At 44.8% G+C, this 15,781-nt stretch carries 14 protein-coding genes; 2 read left to right on the plus strand and 12 right to left on the minus strand.

Features of this window, described 5'->3' with window-relative positions; all coding sequences use genetic code 11:
• Nucleotides 1–35: 35 nt before the first annotated feature.
• Complete coding sequence (locus tag AC6R16_RS03070; protein ID WP_272788094.1) at nt 36–857, minus strand: phosphate ABC transporter substrate-binding protein; 822 nt, start codon at nt 855–857, stop codon at nt 36–38.
• Nucleotides 858–1,228: 371 nt separating this feature from the next.
• Here AC6R16_RS03070 and AC6R16_RS03075 point away from each other — a divergent pair, with 371 nt between their 5' ends.
• Entirely contained in the window at nt 1,229–2,872 is a 1,644-nt protein-coding gene (locus tag AC6R16_RS03075) for a methyl-accepting chemotaxis protein (RefSeq protein ID WP_500673557.1), read from the plus strand.
• A gap of 44 nt (nt 2,873–2,916) precedes the next feature.
• Here AC6R16_RS03075 and AC6R16_RS03080 read toward each other — a convergent pair whose 3' ends face one another.
• From AC6R16_RS03080 to AC6R16_RS03095, 4 genes are all read right to left on the minus strand, one after another.
• A complete protein-coding gene (locus AC6R16_RS03080; RefSeq protein WP_500673558.1) occupies nt 2,917–3,318 on the minus strand; it encodes a VOC family protein in 402 nt (133 codons plus the stop codon).
• Entirely contained in the window at nt 3,311–3,751 is a 441-nt protein-coding gene (locus AC6R16_RS03085) for a MarR family winged helix-turn-helix transcriptional regulator (protein WP_500673559.1), read from the minus strand. Before AC6R16_RS03085 ends, AC6R16_RS03080 begins: the two co-directional genes overlap by 8 nt.
• A gap of 152 nt (nt 3,752–3,903) precedes the next feature.
• Nucleotides 3,904–4,887 (minus strand): chemotaxis protein, encoded by a 984-nt coding sequence (locus AC6R16_RS03090; protein WP_425667271.1) that lies wholly within the window; start codon nt 4,885–4,887, stop codon nt 3,904–3,906.
• A gap of 148 nt (nt 4,888–5,035) precedes the next feature.
• Nucleotides 5,036–6,001 carry an ABC transporter substrate-binding protein gene (locus AC6R16_RS03095; protein ID WP_500673560.1) on the minus strand — a complete coding sequence of 322 codons (966 nt, stop codon included), beginning with the start codon at nt 5,999–6,001 and terminating at the stop codon, nt 5,036–5,038.
• Between the two features lie 118 nt (nt 6,002–6,119).
• Between AC6R16_RS03095 and AC6R16_RS03100 the strand changes: the two genes are divergently transcribed.
• Nucleotides 6,120–8,078 (plus strand): PAS domain-containing sensor histidine kinase, encoded by a 1,959-nt coding sequence (locus AC6R16_RS03100; RefSeq protein ID WP_500673561.1) that lies wholly within the window; start codon nt 6,120–6,122, stop codon nt 8,076–8,078.
• Here the strand turns inward: AC6R16_RS03100 and AC6R16_RS03105 are convergent.
• From AC6R16_RS03105 to rbsD, 7 genes are all read right to left on the minus strand, one after another.
• Nucleotides 8,075–9,622, minus strand: coding sequence for a DUF3369 domain-containing protein (locus tag AC6R16_RS03105; RefSeq protein WP_500641414.1), 1,548 nt, complete (start codon nt 9,620–9,622; stop codon nt 8,075–8,077). The genes AC6R16_RS03100 and AC6R16_RS03105 overlap by 4 nt on opposite strands.
• 127 nt (nt 9,623–9,749) lie before the next feature.
• Nucleotides 9,750–10,751, minus strand: a complete 1,002-nt coding sequence (locus tag AC6R16_RS03110) for a substrate-binding domain-containing protein (RefSeq protein ID WP_500673562.1) — start codon at nt 10,749–10,751, stop codon at nt 9,750–9,752.
• Nucleotides 10,752–10,780: 29 nt separating this feature from the next.
• Complete coding sequence (gene rbsK, locus AC6R16_RS03115; protein ID WP_500673563.1) at nt 10,781–11,701, minus strand: ribokinase; 921 nt, start codon at nt 11,699–11,701, stop codon at nt 10,781–10,783.
• A 142-nt stretch (nt 11,702–11,843) separates the two neighbouring features.
• Nucleotides 11,844–12,722, minus strand: coding sequence for a ribose ABC transporter substrate-binding protein RbsB (gene rbsB / locus AC6R16_RS03120; protein WP_500641417.1), 879 nt, complete (start codon nt 12,720–12,722; stop codon nt 11,844–11,846).
• Nucleotides 12,723–12,782: 60 nt separating this feature from the next.
• The gene (gene rbsC / locus AC6R16_RS03125; protein ID WP_004745593.1) at nt 12,783–13,766 is read right to left on the minus strand and encodes a ribose ABC transporter permease; all 984 of its coding nucleotides are present in this window, start codon (nt 13,764–13,766) and stop codon (nt 12,783–12,785) included.
• Nucleotides 13,763–15,268: a ribose ABC transporter ATP-binding protein RbsA gene (rbsA, locus tag AC6R16_RS03130; RefSeq protein WP_500673564.1), complete on the minus strand. Its 1,506-nt coding sequence runs from the start codon at nt 15,266–15,268 to the stop codon at nt 13,763–13,765. The genes rbsC and rbsA overlap by 4 nt, the downstream gene beginning before the upstream one ends.
• 24 nt (nt 15,269–15,292) lie before the next feature.
• Nucleotides 15,293–15,712 (minus strand): D-ribose pyranase, encoded by a 420-nt coding sequence (gene rbsD / locus AC6R16_RS03135; RefSeq protein ID WP_500641419.1) that lies wholly within the window; start codon nt 15,710–15,712, stop codon nt 15,293–15,295.
• Between the last annotated feature and the right edge of the window lie 69 nt (nt 15,713–15,781).

The raw sequence follows: 15,781 nt of genomic DNA on the forward strand, positions 1-15,781 counted from the left end.
GGCTGAGCAAATTTAGTAAGTGGGGTTAACTGTTATTAGTTAACTGAGATGTAGCCTTTGTTATCAACAAGAGCTTGTGCTTCATCAGAAACCATCCAGTCTAGGAACTTCTGAGTTTCAGCAGATGGCTTACCTTCTTTGTAAAGAACTAGGAATGGACGAGCAACTTTGTAAGAACCGTTCTTAACGTTGTCTACGTTCGCTGCCACACCGTCGATTGAAAGCGCGTTTACAGAGTTATCAACTGTACCTAGAGAGATGTAGCCGATAGCGTAAGGGTTTGAAGCAACCATGGTTTTCAGTGCGCCGTTACCGTTTGCAACTTGAGCACGTTGAGAGATTGCAGAAACCTTCTTACCAGAGATTTTCTTCTTAAGCTTCATGATGTCTTCGAATGCACCACGAGTACCAGAAGCTGTGTCACGAGTGATTGCTACGATTGGCTTGTCAGCACCACCAACATCTTTCCAGTTCGTGATGTCGCCTTTGTAAATCGCCGTTACTTGTTCAGCCGTTAGCTTGTCTAGACCATTTTTTGGGTTAACAACCACTGCGATACCGTCTAGTGCAACTGTTAGTTCTTTAAGAGCTGGCTCTTTTTCAGAATCTTTCAGGTTACGTGAAGACATACCAAGGTCAGCACTGCCGTTTTTCGCTGCTTTTACACCAGCAGAAGAACCAGGGCCTTGAACTTCGATAAACACGTTGTTGTGTGTCTTCATGTATGTTTCAGAGAAAACTTCCATCAGTGGAGTTACGCTGCTAGAGCCCACTGCAGAGATAGTTTCTTTAGCAGAAACTGAAGTCACTGCCATTGCGCCTAGAAGTGCGATTGCACCGATTACTGTCTTTTTCATCACAATTTCCTTAAGTGGCTTTATTGCCGTTGTGTTTCACTTGAACGGTGCCCACTTTAGGACTCAAATATGACAGTTGTGTTTCACTTCGTTGAAGCCTGTATGACAGATTAAATTTTTCTTTTTCGCCGTCCCAGAACGAATATTAGAGTAGATCGTACTGTTTGAAATTCGGCTGACTGTGTCCAAATGTGACAAATCGAACACATTTTAACCTAATGAAAAATATGAATAATTTAGTTGCATAATGCCTCTTCAAAATTTGTAAAAACCCTGCTGATTTCAACTTTGATTTATAGATCAAAGGAATTAGAATCACTCTCATTATAACAATTATAAAACTATTAATATTTCATCGGAGAGGACTATAAATGCGCCAGTTACTAAACGGCTTATCCATTAAGCTACAGGTCGTCGTACCTGTAGTATTCACATTGTTACTACTCATTGTCGGCATCACCTACAGCACCACCAGCTTAAAACATGCGTTCAATCAAGTGACCATTTCCACTGAAAACGTGGTTAAGCATAAAGACGAGCTGACAAAAATCATCGACAACACTTATGGCATGCGTATTAAAGCTATCTATAGTTTGTTTCGTGCCGAGGATGTTGCCCAGCTTCAATCTACTCTTCTCGCAAAGCAGAACGACAACTTACGCTTACTAGACTCTCTGCGTGATATCGATGGATTACAACGAGAAGTAAAACAGATGGAAGAGGCGATTGAAGGGTATGTTAGTTACTCAATCAATACCATGGTTCCACTACTCAATACTAAGCATGGTCAGTCATCAGTGTCTGCTGAGTTCCAGCGCAAATATGATCAAGCTTCTTCGCTCTATCGCGACAAAGGTAATCTCATGGTCAAAGCGATTGAAGACCTTTCGAGCAAGCTTAACCTTCTCGCTTTAGCAGAGGTAGAACACAACGGTGAAATCCATTCAGGCGTGATGACCAAATCTATCATTGGCTTGGGTTTTGTGTTGCTGGGTGCTTTTGCTATTAGCTGGGTCCTTGCGGGAATTATCGTTACTCCGATTAGAAAGCTACAAAAAGCGATGCAGGAGCTTGCTCAAGGTAACCTTAAGGTGAGCGTTGCCGAGCAAGGTAATAATGAGATCACCGCCCTATCAAAAGACTTCAACTCGACGGTGGCACAGCTTAAAACAACCGTCGATTCACTGGTGCGCATTAGTGTCGACGTTGCTTCGGCTTCAACAGAGCTTGCCGCTGTAATGACGCAATCAACGGCCAACTCAGATCAAGAGAAGAACGAAGTTGAACAGGTTGCTTCAGCTATCAACCAGATGGAAAGTACCGCATCCGAAGTTACACAAAATGCTAACCTTGCGGATCAAGCTTCTAGCAGTGCAGATAAACTGGCACGTGAAAGCCTTGCGATCTTTGAACAAAATACTCGCCAAAGTGAAAAGATGGCCGACCAACTTAACCAGGCCGCAGGCGTAGTAAACACATTAAAAGATCAATCGGAACAGATTGGTAAAGTGATCGAAGTGATCGAAAGTATTTCAGAGCAAACCAACCTACTTGCACTCAATGCTGCGATTGAAGCAGCGCGAGCAGGTGAAAGTGGCCGTGGATTTGCAGTGGTTGCCGATGAAGTACGTATGCTTGCGGCACGCACTCAAGAATCAACCAAAGAGATTCAAACCATAATCGAAGAGCTTCAAAGACAGTCTGGTAGTGCAAACGACAGCATGAACTCTAGCCTAGAGATGCTCTCTCAAAACCAGCAACAAGCTGCGCAGGTAAGTGAAGCATTAGGTAACATTAGCTCTTCGATATCGGAGCTTACCACGCTTAACGCACAAGTCGCCGTCGCTTCTGAAGAGCAAGGTCAAGTGACTTCTGACATCAACAAGAACCTTGGCAACATCTACGAGCTTGTCAGCCAAAACGTGACCGGTATTACTCAATCAGCAGCAGCAAGCCAAGAGCTGTCTAACTTAGCCGAGAATCAAAAGCAGCAGCTTGGGTTCTTTAAGGTGTAACTATCGCCACTCTAAAAAGAGGCTCTTTAGAGCCTCTTTTCATATTACTTTCTCGCGTACTTAATTACCGACAATACGCTACCGAGAGGGTCGCGAAATGAAGCAATGCGACCAATACGTTCTATATCCATCGGCTCGATGACCACTTGCGCACCATTTTCTAATGCTTTCTCTAACGTCGCATCCACATCCTCTACGGTCACATAGGCTTGCCAAAAACTTGGTACGCCACGCTCTTTTAAAGGCTCTGGCATCGTCAGAATGCCAGCAAACGGCTCTGAACTATTTTCATTCATGACTAAGGCATAGCGCGATTGATTTCGCCCAGGTACTTCTCTCAATGTCCAGCCCAACACATTTGAGTAAAACTCGAAAGACTTATCAAAATCGGTCGTCATCAGTTCACACCAACTAAACAAGCCGTGATCTTCGAATGGTTTATCCATTATTTTCTCCTAGTAAGTTCTCCACAAACATGTTGAGCAATTCGTGAAGTTGTTGTTGTTGTTGACTATCAAAATTGTGCAGCGCTTTACCCAATACACCAAATGCGACTTGTTTCGAGGACTCGATCATTGCTACCGCTTGTTGTGTCGCGACTATCGAATAACTTCTTCCATCTGTTTCTGAGGTAATACGGTGTATTAACTCGCGCTTTTCCAATCCTTTAATCAGACTAGTCACCGAACCCCGATTCTTTAGCAACCGCTTTGACAGCTCGAGCGGAGTAATGCGCTCTGCATCGATGACTGTCATCAAGAATATCCATTGCTCACGGGTCAAATTAAGCCCACTTTGGCTAAATTGCGCTTCAAGCTCATTAGTCAGTACTCTTGAAGCTAAGCCAACCAATCCGCCTATCGTATCTGTTGGTTTCATAGTGCTACACTTTAGTTTGAATTTAAACTAGTTTATTAGATTTAATGTCAAACCACAATGTTTTTGTGGAACGAGTTGGTGGAAGAAGGTGTAAGAAAGAAAAAAGGCACGCAATACGTACCTTTTGAAAGATTAGTAACGAGAAGAAGCGCTCAAGATTCTTTACCAAAGATATACTTATCCATCATGGTCACCATTTTACCTAACTCAGGTTTGGTGATTGTATCGTTCGCTCCCAAAGCCAGTGCTTTAGTACGATTATCCTCACTCATAAGAGATGAGAACATCACAATAGGAACAGACGAATAAGCGTCACTGTCGCGCAAGCGTTTAACTAAATGCATACCATCCATACGTGGCATTTCAACATCGGTCACTACACCGTCAATGAACTCGCTAACTGGAAGCCCTTCTTCTTTGGCAACGTCTATTAGACCCATTAATTTATCATGAGCCTCTCCACCATCTTTACAAGCAATAATGTTGTACCCAGCAGAGCTCAAGGTATCTTGGATCATAGAACGTATAAAAGCAGAATCGTCCACCACCATGATGGTTTTCGCATTTCGCTTAGCCACCATACGCTGATTTAAGTCGACACTTTTATCTAAAGTGACATCGTATTTTTCCATACTCAGTTCTGGGTTGATGTCAGCGATGATCTTCTCGAAGTCGAGAATCATGATTAAGTTGCCATCTTTGCGCACTACCGCGACCACACAGTCTTGCTCACCGGCTTCAAGGAATTGACTCGGAGACTCTACATCATTCCAAGAAATGCGATGGATTCGGCTAATACTGTCGATCAGGAAACCATTAGTCATATTGTTGAAATCGGTAACAATGACAAACTTTTTCTGCAGATCTTTCGACGTTGGTACACCCAACCAACCAGCGAGGTCGACTAAGGGTGTTAAAATATCCCGAGACGAGAATACGCCCACCATATGTGGCTGCGCGTTGGGATAATCCGTCGTGTCCGGGACTTGGATAACCTCTCTCACCTTAGCGACGTTAATACCGTAATAGCACGTCTTCTTGCTGCCGTCTGGCAGCTCCTTAACCAAATGGAACTCGATAATCTCAAGTTCATTGGTACCACTTTCCGTTAAAATCGTACTGGTTGATCCGCTCATAATTCTACTTTCTTAGTTTGATCACTTTATATTATCGTCATCAATTACAAATTCTTTTGCTCTTTTTATCTGTAATCCCGTGATTTGTAAATCAATTGCTCCGACATAGTTCAAACTTCTCTATATCCGCGCCTGAGCAAATAACAATTTAGTCAATTGAACGCCAGTGGGATGGCATTTCTATATTCCATCTCGCTCGCTCTGATTCTGCATAGATAGCCTTGCCCTGATTACCTGTCACAATAGGAATCGGTTTACTATGCCCATTGTTAATTATTTGAGTGACCAAGTTGGCAGCTTGCTCACCCTGGCTATAGCCAAACAATACTACGCCACCGACGGCTTTCTTTTCACCGACAGCAAAGTCCCAAAACGCAAAAATCGGTAACTCTGAATGTTGGTTGGTCCAATTAATGACCTGTTCGGCGGGAACATTTTTGCCTTGTTCATCGACAAGCGTTTGATACAAGCCAACAATGATGACCGTAAAACCGTCATTCTTTGCCCCTTTGACTTGGCTATGCCATTCATTTTTGGTCGAAATGGCTTGGATATCAACATCAATCCCAAGGTTGTCCCTAATCAAAGTGTACTGTTTTTCTATATAGCTTTTGGCGATTTGAGACGTCACACCTGAATCAAACAACACCTTCACCTTGAAATCTTGATCATCAAATAGCTTCCTAAGCTCCCCTAAAGATTTAGTAAAAAGTGGACGCTCCAGCACGCCCGTTACTTTTGCCTGACCGCGATACTTCGAGAGTAGCTTTCTTGGGTTGGAGTTAATCCCCAGAAACACAACTGATATGGGCTCATCAAACAGCTTAGGCAGCATATAGGACAAGGCATTGTCATCACCTAGCATGACAATATCAGGCTTATAGCTCTTATATTTAGCAAAAGCCTCCATCGCTTTTCCCGCATAATCTGCCTTAGGGATACGTTTGGTATCCATCTGAAAAGTTTCCAGCTCTACCGTGCTGGCTAGGGTAGCATTGATACCTTCCACATAACTTTTATCCCAAGGATACTCGGAATGATAACTTTCGATGAGCAATACTTTAGTTGCAAATACTTGGGACGAAAAAACTAAACAAAGTAATATCCAACGCATGAGTGTTTCCTCTTGCTTTACTATTAGTGTAGTTGTCTCCGCTCAAGTCTCCACTGGCATTCCCATTCAATTAGTCTTTGAACGTCTATACTCAAAAATAAACTTTAGAATTAATGCCATGACGCGTAGTAAAGACATCGAACAAAGCCAAAATAGCCCTTTTTATAGCAGGATCGGACGACGTATTATTCTGATCATGGTGCTTCTGAGCGGCCTTATCACTGTGTTTACCACATTACTGCAACTGTCGTGGGACTATAAAAAAGAGTTTGATACTGTTAAACAACGTCAGCTTGAAATCCGAGATATTCACGCCCCTTTAATCGCTTCTTCAGTCTGGGATTTTGACCTATTGGTTCTACAGCAAGAGATAGATGGCCTGGTGAACCTACCCAGAGTGGATTACCTAAGAGTAGAAAGCGGAGGATACACTTTTGAAGCGGGCACAGAAGTAATGGAAAACGCGCTAACCAAAAAATACCCTTTGGTCTACAAGCACCCGAATACTTCGCGTGTCGAGGAAATCGGACATATTTTTGTTCAGTCTGATGCTCAAGAGATATATGACTATCTAATTTGGCAAGCAGTTTACACTTTACTTCTCAATGCCGGCAAGACGTTACTGGTGTGTTATCTGGTGTTGATGGTATTCCATCGCAGTGTCAATCAAAGGATCTTCGCAATCGCTAAGTACCTTCGTAAATACAACCCGCGCCACCCCGCCGATCCTTTGGAACTTGAACATCAAGCTTGGATCTCTGAAAAGGATGACGAGTTGGACTGGCTTGCCGAAGAAGCCAATAAAATAACCAGTAACGTCACTCGTCTATATGACAATATCAAGCAAGAGCAAGAGCGTCTCAAAGAATTTGCCCATGTCTCTTCAGACTGGCTATGGGAGACTGATGAGTTAGGGCATCTTGTTTATTGTTCAGACAGCATGAGACAAGCGCTTGGCATAGACAGTCTCAGCAAGCCTCTATTGAATCAACTAACCGCGTTGGAGCATTGCACTTCACTTCATGAAAAGCTTCGCCAAAGAAGCACCTTTTCGATGTGTGAAGAGACCATCACACTAAACTGCATTACCCAATACCTGCTGTTTCAAGCAAAAGCGCGCTATGAAAGTGATCGTTTCCTTGGGTTTCGCGGCACTGCCATCAACATTACCGAGTTGAAGCTGACCCAAATCGAACTTGAAGAACTGAACCAAAATCTTGAACACACAGTGGCGACTCGAACCTTAGATTTGAAACAAAGCATGGAGCAGCTTAAACATACCCAAGAACAGCTTGTCGAGTCAGAAAAGCTCGCGGCCCTCGGTGGGCTTGTTGCGGGTGTTGCTCACGAAGTGAATACACCGTTGGGTATAGCAGTGACAGCGACATCAGTCATTCGCGATGTGACACATGAAGCGAATCAAGCTTTTGCCAATCAAACTCTCACGACAGAGCAGTTCAAATCCATTATGGAGCGAATGTCAGACAGCAGCACCATGTTGGAACATAACCTAAACAGAGCCGCGAAACTGATTCGAGACTTCAAGCAAACCGCGGTCGATCAAGTGTCAGAAAGCCGTAGCCAGTTTCAAGTATATCAGGTGTTGGATGCCTTAATCGCCAGTCTACACCCAGAGACACGCAAACTCCCTGTAGTTCCGGTACTTGAGGGCGATACCAAATTAACGATGAACAGTCTCCCGGGCGTATTAACTCAGGTTATTTCTAACCTAATTATGAACAGCATCAACCACGCTTTTCACGATCAAAGCACACCGCAAATATCGATTCAATTCCATGAAGACGAGGCAACTATGGTGTTTGAGTACAGAGACAACGGCAGTGGGATTGATGCCTCATTACATCAGAAGATTTTCGAGCCTTTCTACACGACAAAGAGAGGTAAAGGTGGCTCAGGCTTAGGGTTGAACTTGGTGTTTAATCTGGTTAAGCAGAAGTTGAAAGGTGAACTGATATTCGAATCTGAAGTCGGTCAAGGGGTTCACTTTGAACTAAGGCTGCCAAGGAACTTACCCGCTAATGACTCTCCCGAACACCATTTAGATTACAACATCTAGTCGGGCAGAGAGTTGCGGATTTCGATGAACTCCTCCCAATGGTTAATAAGCAATTCGACCAGTTGCGGCTCAAAATGCGCCCCTTTTTGTTTCACGATCTCCGCACGGATATCTTCATCACTCCACGGCTCTTTGTAACTTCGTTTTGCGCCCAGAGCATCAAACACATCAGCAAGCGCGGCGATACGTCCGCTAATTGGTATTTCCTCACCTTTCAGTCCATTAGGGTATCCCGAGCCGTCCCACTTTTCGTGGTGGTAAGCAGCAATTTCTTTTGCCATCACAATCAAACGTCGTTTTGAACGGCTTAATATTTCCACTCCGTAGTCGACATGTTTCTTCATGATCTCCCACTCATCAGCATCAAGTTTGCCGGGTTTATGAAGAATCGAATCTGGTACCGCGACTTTACCGACATCATGTAAAGGCGAAGCGTGCTTCATCATACTTGCTTCATGTTCGTTCAAACCATAAAGAAGTGCGAGTTTTTCACAGATAAGTGAGACTCGCTGAACATGCGCACCAGTCTCTCGGCTACGCGCTTCTACAGCGTTAGCGAGGTTATAGACAAGTTCTTTTGATGTTTCTTTAATATCGATAAGAAGACTCAGATTCTCGAAGGTTAGACCGATATTCTGCATGTAAATCTCAAGCAGCTGCACATCCAACTCGGAAAGGTCTTTATGGAAATTGACGTACAAGAGACTATCTACACCCTGCTCATCACTAGTATAGAGAATAAACGCATCGCCAAAATGTTGCGAATGTCGCTGCTCAAGGGCTTGTTGGCAACGATTAGCGACCTCTTCAGGCAACTTATTGAATGCGCACTCACTATAGCAATCGACATACTCACCCGTTGCGGCTAAAGTCAATGCTCGTGTCACTTCACCATTAGGCCTTGGCTTTACTAGACAGTAAAAGGCTGATTTCTCTAGCTGTAGTAGCGAGGTAAGCTGTTCCAAAACAGAGGCAGCATAAGCTTGTAACGTCGTAGTATTTTGAACTTTTGCGGAAGACTCAATCACTTTCTTAAGCCCTGATTTCTGTTGGTTAATAAGGCATAAGTCGCGATAAGAGCGCAGCATCGAATAGAGCAAGGTTTTGAGTTTTTGGGTAGTGAGCTCCGTCTTCTCTTTATAGTCGTCAATTTCATACTCACGAATAACGATATCTTCTGGAGCCTGGCCAGCCTGACCTGTACGCAAAACAACTCGCATCAAGCTGTTACCTAAATCTTCACGAATAAACTTAACAAGCTCCAGTCCAGCGTGTTCTGTTTCCATCACGACATCCACTAGAGCCAGAGCGATTTCACTATTTTGCTGGCAGACAGTTTTTGCTTCTTGCGCCGAATGTGCAGAAATAAGATTGAGCTTACGACCTTCAAAAGTAAAGCCAGATAATGCCAAGCGAGTGACTTGGTGCATTTGGGCATCATCATCTACAAGCAGTACTGTCCATGGTACTGAGGGAATAACCTCATCAATCGGGCCATCACTCAGAGGACTTTCTTGCTGTCTTTGGTCGGCAAACAACTCCATGTAGTACCTAATATCGCAAATGAGTTCATTCTTTAGGTTTAGCACAAATTTGCAGATATTTACTACTTACTCATTAAGCAAAGACTAATTCACTGTACTCATTGTTTGACGCTTGATTTTGCCTTTATCACAACTTAAGAACGGTTGCTCTGCTAACCAAAGTTGGTTCGAGTTGAACCACCTGAGTATCTGTTGATTCACCTTCTAATTTCTTGAGCAGTGCTTCTACGGCCGCTTTACCTAATCGGTATTTAGGTTGATGAATTGTGGTGAGAGACGGGCTCATAAATTTTGCGATATGGATATCATCGTAGCCAATAATGGACAGTTCCTCCGGAATCTGGATACCTTTCTCGTTTGCGGCATTGATCACCCCCATCGCCATCATGTCATTGCAGACAAAAAGTGCACTTGGTAGTGCTCCTTTCGCGACCATTTTATTGAACGCTTCGTAGCCGCCTTCACACTCAAAGTCGGACTCGATGATCCAATTGGCTTTGAACTCCAATCCGTGTTCGTTAAGTGCTCGTTTATACCCTTCATAACGCATTTGAGCTTGGTGTTTGACCAATGGGCCGGTGATACAACCAATCTGTTTATGGCCTGACTCAATTAAGTGCTTCGCCGCAAGGTATCCCCCGCGTAACGAGTTGTCTTGAATTTTATCGCTGGTAAACAGCATCGGTCCCCAGTCCATGACAACGACTGGAATGTCTTGGTATTGCTCAAAGACTTCTAAGCGCTCACCCTCGAGCGAAGAACACATCAAGATCAAACCATCGACACGTTTTTGCAGCAAGGTATTAATCGACTCACGCATCCGTTCGTGGTCACCCTCGGTATTACATAGGATCAGGCTATAGCCTTGTTGATAGCAACTGCGCTCGACCCCTTTTACCACTTCGCCAAAAAACGGGTTGGTCGAGGTTGTCACCAACATGCCGATGGTTTTGGTGCGATTGACTTTAAGGCTGCGTGCTAAAGCAGACGGACGGTAATTAAGCTCGCGAGCGGCGTTGTTAACGCGCTCAGAGATCTCTTCACTGACAAAACGAGATTTATTGATGACATGGCTCACCGTAGAGGTCGATACACCTGCAACTCTTGCGATATCTTTCATTGTCGCCATGTCATTCTCTCCTTGCTTATAGCGATAAGTTAGCTTCGCTCTGCTAAGAAGGCATCGACTTCGTCTCTAGATGGGATTGATGTCTGAGCACCAAAACGCGTCACTGAGATAGCCGCTGCTGCATGAGCAAATTTGATCGCTGATTCTAAAGGTAAATCTTCTAGCAAACCAGTGACCAATGCCCCATTAAAGGTATCTCCCGCCGCCGTTGTGTCTGTCGCATCAACCTTGAACCCAGAAATTAACTCTCCACGGCCATTTTGACTTAGCCAAACCCCTTTCGCGCCAAGGGTAATCATAACAATTTCAATCCCTTTACGATGCAGTTCATTCGCCGCTTCTTGCGCACTATCATTATCTGTCACTGTAACCCCTGTAAGGACTTCTGCTTCCGTTTCGTTTGGTGTGATCACATCGACACAGGCTAGCAGTTCATCAGAAAGTGGGCGAGCTGGCGCAGGGTTTAAAATCACATTGGTGCGCGCCTCTTTCGCCACTTTGGCCGCTTTTTCAATGCCACAAATCGGCGTTTCCAATTGGGTCAGTAGGTATTTGGCCGAACGAATCTGGTCCAAGTCTGACTCAATAGCGTCAGCAGTCAGTTTTGCATTCGCTTCTGCAGAAATACAAATACTGTTTTCACCGCTATCGGCAACCTGAATCATTGCAATACCTGTAGGGCAGTTTGGCTCCATTTTGACGCCAGCAATGTTGATATTATCCATCTTGAAATTTTCACGAATATTGATGCCAAACGCATCATCACCAACACAAGCAATAAAGCCGATATCCGCATTTAATCGCGCAGCCGCTACAGCTTGGTTTGCCCCTTTACCACCAGGAATAACTTGATAGTTTCGACCATGTAACGTCTCGCCAGGGCGAGGGAAAGAAGGCACTTGAAGAACATGGTCAGCGTTTACACTACCTAACACCACTAACTTATTCATAAGGTAATCCTCGGCTTGTTAGAGCCACTTATATGTGAACAGGAGTAATAGCGATGAGCTCTGTAATAAAACTCATGGCTATTCGCCCTTCTCCCCTAAACGACAGATATAAACGGAGAGAAGGGCAAAATTGGCTAACTCACTACTTAGTGATAACTTTCAGTGGTACCGGGATGTACTCTTCTACTTGAGAACCTTTCAGTACTTTGTCAGCCGTTTCGATACCTAGCGCACCGATAAGATCCGGTTGCTGTGCAATTGTCGCAGAAAGCTTGCCACGGTTAACGGCTGCAATACCATCATCTGTACCATCGAAACCAACGATCATCACATCTTTACCCGATGCTTGAACCGCGCGAAGGGCACCTAGGGCCATCTCATCATTTTGAGCAAATACCGCTTGCACATCTGGGTTAGCCGCTAGCAGGTTTTCCATTACGTTAAGACCTTTAGTACGGTCGAAGTCTGCAGGTTGGCTCGCAAGAACGTCCATGTCACTGCCTTTAACCGCATTCATGAAGCCTTCACCACGCTCGCGTGCCGCTGAAGTACCCGCAATGCCTTCAAGTTGAATAACTTTCGCTTTCATACCCACTTTTTCAACGATGTAGTTACCCGCCATTTCGCCGCCAACAACGTTGTCTGAAGCAATGTGGCTCACCACTTCACCACGGCTCGCACCACGGTCTAGTGTCAGTACTGGGATGTTAGAACGGTTTGCCATGCGAATCGCGTTAGATACCGCATCTGAATCTGTTGGGTTGATTAGAATCGCCTTAACACCACGGATAGTCAGATCTTCGATGTTTGACAGTTCTTTGCTTGGGTCATTTTGCGAATCTAGTACGATTAGGTCATAACCTAACTCTTTGGCCTTTGCTTCAGCACCATCTTTCATCGTAACGAAGAAAGGGTTGTTTAGCGTAGACAGTACGATTGCCATCGTGTCCTGAGCTTGCGCTGAAACGGAAACGGTTGACGAAAGTAGTGCAGCAGAGATAAGAGTCGTTAGTTTTTTCATTTTCTCAGTCCTTGTGTAGGGTGAGCCAAGACACGTCACTTGGCTCGATTTAGTTATGATTTACTTGTTTTTGTTGTCTACCAGTACCGCAAGTAGAATTACCACTGCTTTAGCGATCATTTGGTAGTAGGAGGAAACGTCGAGTAGGTTTAGGGCATTGTTTAGGAAGCCGATAATCAGCGCACCGATAAGTGTGCCCATGATGCGGCCCTTACCACCCATTAGGCTAGTGCCACCCAGTACAACTGCGGCAATCGCGTCTAGCTCGTAACCCATACCCGCAGTCGGTTGTGCCGACGAAAGGCGTGAGGTAACGATGATGCCAGCCAGAGCAGCAAGCAAACCACAGATGGCATAGACACCAATTTTTACGCGATCAACGTTGATACCAGATAGGCGCGTTGCTGATTCATTACCACCTAGGGCGTAGACATAGCGACCAAAGCGAGTGTGGTTAAGCAAGTACCAAGCGGCTGCAAATACGATAACCATTAGCCAAACTGGAACAGGGATACCTAATGCGTAGCCAGTACCAAACCAAGCGAATGCATCTGCCGTATCAGTAAAGCCAGTAGAAATTGGTCGACCGTCGGTATACACCATGGTCACGCCTCGTAGCAGCGTCATAGTCACCAAGGTAGCAATAAAGGCTTGAACCTTACCCTTAGCGATAATGATGCCGCTGATTGCCCCTAGCGCGGCACCGGCGAATAATGCGGTTGGTACTGCAATTAGAACAGGTACTTCCATCGCGATTAAGCTCGCAGCGAAGGCACCACAAAGGGCCAATACTGAGCCAACGCTCAAATCGATACCCGCGGTCAAGATAACCAGAGTCATACCGACGGCGATGATGGCGTTAACCGATGTCTGGCGCAGGATGTTGAGTATGTTATCGACCGTAAAAAAGTTCGGATTTAAAAATGATACGACAACAATCAAAAACAAGAGTGCAATCAAAGACTTCTGTTCAATTAACCACTCTTTGCTAAACAGTTTTTTGCTGTTTGTTTCCGTTGGTTTGCTCATGGTATTGGTACTCATGCTGCTTCCTCATTAATCTTTTTGCCTACGGCACAGGCGAGTAGTTTTTCTTGGTCGGCGTCTTTTGCATCGAACTCGCCGCTAATTCGACCTTCGTGCATCACGAGGATGCGGTCGCTCATGCCTAACACTTCGGGCATTTCCGATGAGACAAGGATGATGCTCATGCCATCGGCTTTAAATTTGTTGATAAGTTGGTAGATCTCTTTCTTCGCTCCGACATCAACACCGCGAGTCGGCTCATCCAAGATCAATACTTTAGGTTTGGTCATTAACCCTTTAGCAATCGCTACTTTCTGCTGGTTACCACCAGATAGGTTGCCTATGATTTGGTCGCGAGTCGGGGTTTTGATATTGAAAAGCTTGATGAAGTCTTCAACAGCAACCACTTCGTCATTGTGCTGAATGCGACCACCCTTGGTCAGCTTATCTAATGCGCAAAGAGACATATTCTCTTTAACCGAAAGCCCTAGTACCAAGCCATCCCCTTTTCGGTCTTCAGAGATATAGGCGATACCATTCGCAAGTCCATCTTGCGGGCTAACTGGATTAATGGTTTTGTTGTCGAGGTTAATCACACCACGTTCACTCGGCAGTGCGCCGTAGATGACTTTCATTAGCTCAGTGCGACCTGCGCCCATCAAGCCAGACACACCCAAGATCTCGCCTCGTTTAAGAGTAAAAGTAACGTCTTGGACACCTGAACCTGTCAAACCAATCACTTCTAGGCAGGTTTCACCATGACGAACGTCGATACGCGGATATTGCTCATCAAGCTTACGACCAACCATCATCTCGATCAGGCCATCTTCATCGGTATCAGAAACTTGGCATTCTCCGATAAATTTGCCATCACGAAGAACGGTAATGTCGTCGCAGATTTCAAAGATTTCTTTGAGACGGTGAGAGATATAAACAATACCGCAACCTTGAGCCCGAAGCTCGTTGATCACTTTAAATAAAGATTCGGTTTCGGTATCGGTTAAGGCATCCGTAGGCTCATCCATAATGATGACTTTGGATTCAAACGACAGTGCTTTCGCAATCTCGACCATTTGCTGCTCACCTAGGCTCAGGTCACCCAGTAAGGTCTTAGAGCTGTGTTTGACGTTCAAACGTGCCAGTAATTTGTCCGCTTCGTCATACATTTTTCCCCACTGAATGCCACCAAATGCGCTGGTAAATTCTCGACCAAGGAAAATGTTTTCAGCAATAGTCAGTTCCGGAATGAGGTTTAATTCTTGGTGAATAATACTGATCCCAGCTTCTTGAGAATCTCTTGGGCCTTTAAAGGCCGCGGTTTCACCTTGATATTGAATGCTGCCGCTGTCTTTGGTGTAAATGCCCGTAAGCACTTTCATCAAAGTCGACTTACCTGCTCCGTTTTCTCCCATCAATGCCATAACACGTCCGGGGTAAACATTCAGGCTTGCTTTGTCCAGAGCTTTAACACCTGGGAAAGCCTTTTCAATGGAGCTCAGCTGAAGAATGGCTTGAGTCATAATTCTTCCCTACGATCCCGCGGCTTAAAAAACCACACCTGCTTGAAATATAACGTTCGCATAAGGTGTGCATTCACCAGTACGAACGACCGCTCGACTCTGCTTTGTGCGAGCTTTGAAGTCTTCATGAGACACATACATCACTTCAATTTTCTTACCGCTTAGCTCACTTTCTGTCGCAAGCTCTTTAATTAAAGCCTCGTGATGAGCCGGGCTCACCTTGGCAAACTCCTCGGCAATAATAACGCCCTCAATCTGGGACTCTGTTAATAGCACTCTTACTGTTTCTAGAAATGAAGGAACACCATGTGTCAGTGCTAAATCAATACGTTGCACTTCATCAGGAATAGGTAAGCCTGCATCACAAACCGTAATCTCATCGGTATGACCCAATGTCGCCACCAAGTAAGAAAGTTCTGAATTTATAAGGGTACTTTTCTTCATCTCATCGACCTTTCAAAAACACGTTTATCGTACGGCAAGCTTTATTTTCTCTGCCTCGGCAGTTATTGA

It is taken from the genome of Vibrio sp. R10-SG3-ISO10 (genome assembly GCF_059834185.1).

Excerpts from the sequence above, each read along its gene's own strand:
- AC6R16_RS03090 (WP_425667271.1), bottom strand. The coding sequence starts at position 4,887 with ATGAGCGGATCAACCAGTACGATTTTAACGGAAAGTGGTACCAATGAA.
- rbsB (WP_500641417.1), bottom strand. The coding sequence starts at position 12,722 with ATGAAAAAACTAACGACTCTTATCTCTGCTGCACTACTTTCGTCAACC.
- rbsA (WP_500673564.1), bottom strand. The coding sequence starts at position 15,268 with ATGACTCAAGCCATTCTTCAGCTGAGCTCCATTGAAAAGGCTTTCCCA.
- rbsK (WP_500673563.1), bottom strand. The coding sequence starts at position 11,701 with ATGAATAAGTTAGTGGTGTTAGGTAGTGTAAACGCTGACCATGTTCTT.
- AC6R16_RS03075 (WP_500673557.1), top strand. The coding sequence starts at position 1,229 with ATGCGCCAGTTACTAAACGGCTTATCCATTAAGCTACAGGTCGTCGTA.
- rbsD (WP_500641419.1), bottom strand. The coding sequence starts at position 15,712 with ATGAAGAAAAGTACCCTTATAAATTCAGAACTTTCTTACTTGGTGGCG.
- rbsC (WP_004745593.1), bottom strand. The coding sequence starts at position 13,766 with ATGAGTACCAATACCATGAGCAAACCAACGGAAACAAACAGCAAAAAA.
- AC6R16_RS03070 (WP_272788094.1), bottom strand. The coding sequence starts at position 857 with ATGAAAAAGACAGTAATCGGTGCAATCGCACTTCTAGGCGCAATGGCA.
- AC6R16_RS03095 (WP_500673560.1), bottom strand. The coding sequence starts at position 6,001 with ATGCGTTGGATATTACTTTGTTTAGTTTTTTCGTCCCAAGTATTTGCA.
- AC6R16_RS03105 (WP_500641414.1), bottom strand. The coding sequence starts at position 9,622 with ATGGAGTTGTTTGCCGACCAAAGACAGCAAGAAAGTCCTCTGAGTGAT.
- AC6R16_RS03085 (WP_500673559.1), bottom strand. The coding sequence starts at position 3,751 with ATGAAACCAACAGATACGATAGGCGGATTGGTTGGCTTAGCTTCAAGA.
- AC6R16_RS03080 (WP_500673558.1), bottom strand. The coding sequence starts at position 3,318 with ATGGATAAACCATTCGAAGATCACGGCTTGTTTAGTTGGTGTGAACTG.
- AC6R16_RS03100 (WP_500673561.1), top strand. The coding sequence starts at position 6,120 with ATGACGCGTAGTAAAGACATCGAACAAAGCCAAAATAGCCCTTTTTAT.
- AC6R16_RS03110 (WP_500673562.1), bottom strand. The coding sequence starts at position 10,751 with ATGGCGACAATGAAAGATATCGCAAGAGTTGCAGGTGTATCGACCTCT.